The 5,273-nt window shown below is 42.5% G+C and carries 5 protein-coding genes; 1 reads left to right on the top strand and 4 read right to left on the bottom strand.

What is annotated here, in order from left to right:
- Window positions 1-89: 89 nt before the first annotated feature.
- Window positions 90-623, bottom strand: a complete 534-nt coding sequence (locus PseudUWO310_RS22450; RefSeq protein WP_143190582.1) for a hypothetical protein — start codon at window positions 621-623, stop codon at window positions 90-92.
- A 959-nt stretch (window positions 624-1,582) separates the two neighbouring features.
- Here PseudUWO310_RS22450 and PseudUWO310_RS22445 point away from each other — a divergent pair.
- Window positions 1,583-1,948 carry a Rieske (2Fe-2S) protein gene (locus tag PseudUWO310_RS22445; RefSeq protein ID WP_009629830.1) on the top strand — a complete coding sequence of 122 codons (366 nt, stop codon included), beginning with the start codon at window positions 1,583-1,585 and terminating at the stop codon, window positions 1,946-1,948.
- Between the two features lie 356 nt (window positions 1,949-2,304).
- Here PseudUWO310_RS22445 and fabF read toward each other — a convergent pair whose 3' ends face one another.
- The 3 genes from fabF to PseudUWO310_RS22430 form a co-directional block, all read right to left on the bottom strand.
- Complete coding sequence (gene fabF / locus PseudUWO310_RS22440) at window positions 2,305-3,558, bottom strand: beta-ketoacyl-ACP synthase II (RefSeq protein ID WP_143190581.1); 1,254 nt, start codon at window positions 3,556-3,558, stop codon at window positions 2,305-2,307.
- 84 nt (window positions 3,559-3,642) lie between these two features.
- On the bottom strand, window positions 3,643-3,879 hold the full coding sequence (gene acpP / locus PseudUWO310_RS22435; protein WP_143190580.1) for an acyl carrier protein: 237 nt from the start codon (window positions 3,877-3,879) through the stop codon (window positions 3,643-3,645).
- Window positions 3,880-3,982: 103 nt separating this feature from the next.
- Window positions 3,983-4,861, bottom strand: a complete 879-nt coding sequence (locus PseudUWO310_RS22430; RefSeq protein ID WP_143190579.1) for a glutaminase — start codon at window positions 4,859-4,861, stop codon at window positions 3,983-3,985.
- Between the last annotated feature and the right edge of the window lie 412 nt (window positions 4,862-5,273).

Below are 5,273 nucleotides of genomic sequence, written 5' to 3'. Positions count from 1 at the left end.
CCTTTATTTATTTGGTTTTTGATTTGTCCTAACTATCTCTTTTATTGCTATATATCATCAAAAAGGGCGCATTGCGCCCTTTTTGATGGTTAGTCTGCCATGCTGAGATTTACCGTAATGGTCAGTTTCAATGAGGAATCCGTATTGGAATCATGGAGCTGCTGCCAGTGATGATTAATTGGGCGATCGCCAATGGGTTCGCTTAATACCCGCGCTAGCAATTGCAAAAGTTTAGAAGCCCCATTACTAATTTCCTGACTAAAGGATTCCGTAGAAATCGGTAAATTCACTGAGGAAGGAATGGCTGAAACGATGTGAGAATTAATCAAAGATGGATAATTACCACTTGCAACAGGGCTAGCATTTAGCGATCGATTACTATAGCGGCGTAAAACCACTTGTAAGTTGTTTTTAGTTACGCGATCGCCAAAAGCCTCAGACAGTAATTGCCACAATTTATAACCGACATCGCGAATATAGGCGGCATCATAGCCAGCTATTTCCGCAATTTCCGAATAGGTTTTTCCATCCCAAGTTTGACGAAAAATAGCCTCTTGAATTGTGCTAAGGCTCTTATTTTCCAAAACAGAATCTACGATATTGAGTGCGTCTTCAATAGTCATCTTTTTCCTCACATTTCCCTAGTTATTTATATCTGGATAGCCGCTCTAAAAAACTAGCGAGTCATAATATTTTGATAAGACATTAATTCTAATTATTGATTTAAATATTAGTTTAACTATTAGTTTAAATGTCAATTTAAATACTAATTTTAAATATCAACTTAAGACAGGAAATTCCTAACTAAATCTCCATTTAATTAGTGGTGATTGGGTAAACAAACATTTTAAACTCAACACAATTACCCAATCTTCTCTCAATCCATTTCCCAATCTCATAATTAGAAGTCTTTGCTCAATTCACAAGTACTCAACACCCATCCGTTAGACTCGCCAAAAAATTTTCAAGATTGACAAAAAATCAATATAGATAACAACGTATAAAACAAAATGTTTTGCATGTAGTTTATATTGACATTGCTAAGTTAGCATATTTTTTCTAAACTAGTTATTTAAGGTAATTGTATAGATGTAAACCTCAAAAACATTTATTAGTAAGGTTTTCAGGAGTTATAAGTCTTTTTCAATTTTACTAAAACTTGTTTTTAACGATAAAAAGACTGATAATTCATGACATCAATCAAGGCATTAACAAGCAAGTTATTGGAACAGAAAAAGTCTGATATTTTTTTCTAGCTTTTTCCGACAAAATATCTAGCAACCCTGAAAGGCGATCGCCAAGTAGATTGCCAAGTAGATCACTAAGTAGATGGGCGTAATTAAATATAAAACCCAAAGCCCTGTGGCGCACGCTGCGCCACAGGGCTTTAAATAGCCATAAAAGCTTTGCTTTGGATATAAGCCCAAGAATATAAGTGGCAGCGCTTTGCGCCGCCACTTATATTCTTGGACTTGGGTTAGTTAGGACAATAGCTATTAATTACCCTAATACATGATCGTGCCTTTACAAATATGGGTTGTGATATAGTTTTTTGTGTCTTAAAACATTCATTTATAAAAAAATGACTAAAGTCAAAATTGCCTCCACGACCGATGTCAGTTCCGATAAAGTCCTGAAGACTAGTGCCAATGGGAAATCTGTCCTCGTCGCAAAAGTTGGTGATAATTATTGTGCGATCGCCAATAAATGTCCTCATTTTGGACTGCCCTTAGCCAAAGGTAAATTTGAAAATGGTGTCATTACCTGTCCTTTTCATGGTTCTAAATTTGAAATTTGCACTGGTAAGAATGTGGAATGGGTAGATTCCTTTGTCGGGATCCCTCTACCTGCGATTGCCCAGAAAATGATCGCGATGGGTAAGTCTCCCACTGATGTGGCAAATTTTGCAGTCACTCAAGAAGGAACCGATCTGTTTATTGATTCCTAGATCGGCGATCACTAAATATCGCTAAATAACGTTATATAGCTGCCGCCAGTTTTGTTAGGACAAAATCAAAACCCCAAAGAGAGTTGCCGCGCTCCGCGCGGCAACTCTCTTTGGGGTTTTATGTCCTGATACAGTTGGCGGCGGCTATATAGCTACAGTCACTTGAATGAGGACAAATCAAACCCCAAGAATTGACTGGCGGCGCGAAGCGCCGCCAGTCAATTCTTGGGGTTTATGTCTTAGTACTTTTGGGATTTGAGAAAGGATTTGCTACGCAAATCCTTTCTCAAATCCCGTTTCCAATTATCCCGAACTCACGTTAAATAACAAAAGGGGGCGCATTACGCCCCCTTTTGTTATTGGTATTTTTTGAAAACTAACGTCACGTTATGACCGCCAAAGCCGAAAGAGTTAGAGGTCGCTACATTAATAGTCATTGGGCGCGACTTATTAGGAACATAATCGAGATCGCATTCTTCGTCAGGGTTTTCTAAGTTCATCGTTGGCGGCGCAATATCATTTTTCACAGCCAAGACAGTGGCGACAGCCTCAATACCACCAGAGCCACCAAGCAAATGCCCCGTCATCGACTTAGTAGAACTAACCGCAACCTTGTAGGCGTGATCGCCTAAGACTTTCTTGATTGCCTTGGTCTCAGTACTATCATTTGCTGCAGTACTCGTACCATGAGCGTTAATATAATCCACCATCTCAGGTGTAATATCGCCATCCTTGAGAGCTAGGGACATGGCTCTGACAGCTCCCTCACCATTAGGAGAAGGTGAAGTCATGTGGTAGGCATCGCAAGTACAGCCATAGCCCACGATTTCAGCGTAGATTTTGGCTCCCCTTGCGAGAGCATGGTCTAGATTCTCAATAATTAATATTCCCGCACCTTCACCCATGACAAAACCATCTCGGTCTTTGTCAAAGGGACGCGAGGCATGGGCAGGATCGTCATTGCGGCGAGACATAGCCCTTGCCGAAGCAAACCCAGCAAAGCCTAGAGGGGTAATGGCTGCCTCAGTACCACCACAGATCATCGCCTGAGCAAAGCCACTTTGAACCAAACGGAATGCATCACCGATCGCATTAGATCCCGCTGCACAGGCTGTGACCGTACAGGAATTAGGTCCCTGTGCGCCCGTATGGATTGCTGTTAAACCTGCCGCCATATTGCCGATCATCATCGGGATCATGAATGGACTACAGCGGGTTGGACCTTTGGTGCGAATAATTTCATGCTGATCTTCAAGCACTTGCAATCCGCCAATGCCCGTACCCAACAAAACGCCGATTTGGGGCGCATTTAGAGGGGTTATTTCGAGGTTGGCATCGCGGAGCGCTTGGATACTAGCACTTACGCCAAATTGAGCAAAGCGATCCATACGTCGCGCTTCTTTGGCGGGGACGTAGGCTAGGGGATCGAAATCCTTTACTTCGCCACCGACTCGACACTCATGGTCAGTGGTATCGAAACGGGTAATTTCGGTAATCCCATTTTTGCCATCGACTAGACCTTGCCAGTATTCTTCGACCGTGTTACCGATCGGTGTGATTGCACCTAGTCCAGTGACAACGACGCGATAGAGGGGCTGAGGGTTTTGCATTTCGTTTGGAATCAATAGATCAAAAATTTTAAGAACAGAAAAGCTTTGTCGTCGAGCAACAAAGCTTTAATCTAAAACAATTGCTTAAGCAGCCTTCTGACTGTCAATGAAATCAACCGCATCTTGCACAGTGATAATTTTTTCTGCGGATTCGTCGGGGATCTCCACGCCGAATTTTTCTTCTAGGGCCATAACTAGTTCGACGGTATCGAGAGAGTCAGCGCCAAGGTCGTTTGCAAAGCTAGCTGCTGGTCTAACTTCTTCTGGTTTAACGCCTAATTGGGATGCAACGATCTCTTGAACTTTCTCAAAGGTACTCATTTACTTATTCTCTACTGCTTACAACCGAAAACTTTTTAGCGTTTTTAATTTTATCGGATAAAGGTAGCTGTATATACACGATCGCGAAGATCTATTAAAAAATTCAACTTTTTATTGGAGATGTGGACGCTTCATGCCCCAATTCCAGCATATAGTTTTTAATCTGGCGAACGAGAAATAGCCCAGCCACCGAGTTGCCGATCGCATCAAGAGCGGGGCTATAACAAGCAATGACAGCCCGATCGGGAATAATCGATAACAAAGCACCACTAACGCTGGACTTAGAAGCTAATCCCACATCCTGCGCGAATGCAGCGGAGCCCTCATACATCCCACAGCGCAGCATGATTTCTAAAACCATCGGGATATGTGGCGATCGCTTTGTATCAATCAATAAAGCCCCAATTTTGGCGAGATCCTGTACGTTACTCCGCAAACAACAGATTTCTTCATAAATCTTGAGGGCTTGACGAGAATTTGAGACTATTCCTAAAGAGGTAAGTTGCGAAGCGATCGCTAAATTGCGGCGATTTGGTATCGATCTCACCGAAGTGAGCATTGAAAAATCGAGGATCAAATTTGCGCCCGATCTCTCGTTGAGCCAATTTTGCAAATTTTCCGAGGAGGTCAATAACGAAGAAAGAGCGATCGCCCCGCTATTAATCATGGGATTTTTCGGCTTGCCATCGGGTATGGCATTAAAAGCCTCGGCACTGGGTTCCGCATCAACCATCTTAGAAACGGCTTCTCTACCAAAATTTTCGAGTAGGTAAAGTAATAAAAATGGTTTGATCGCACTCATTAAAGGGAAAGTTGCGGTCGCATCACCTGCCATCAGACAGTTACCATCTATAAACTGCATGGCGATCGCGATCGTGCGGGGATCGACCTGTGCTAAAAGGGGAATATAGCTGGGCAATTTACCCTTATAAACTTCTTGGAGAGATAATTCCAACCATTGTGGCAATTGATCTGCAAGCATAAACTCTCACCGCTAAGTGGCTGGGCATATGGCTGGGCATAATTAAAACCCAGAATCAAAAGCTGTAGCGCACGCGCAGCGTGCGCTACAGCTTTTGAGGCTTTATATTTAATTGTACCCAGCTACTAATCTCTTGGCTTGCTAATCTCTTGGCTTGCTAATCTCTTGGCTTGCTAAGTACCTCAGCATAATTAAAATCCAGATCTAGTACCAATTCACAAAAGTGTGACAACACTTTTGTGAATTGGTACTAGATCTGGTAAGGGTTTTATACCAAGTTAAGAAATGGCGTAGCCATTTCTTAACTTGGTATAAAACCTGCGGCGCACGCTGCGCGTGCGCCGCAGGTTTTAGGGTTTTATATATAATTAAGCCCACGTACTTCTGTATCTTAGACAAAACTCCGAGCCCA

This window comes from Pseudanabaena sp. UWO310 (assembly GCF_006861605.1).
GTDB lineage: Bacteria > Cyanobacteriota > Cyanobacteriia > Pseudanabaenales > Pseudanabaenaceae > Pseudanabaena.
This window is presented reverse-complemented; position numbering and strand designations above follow the sequence as displayed.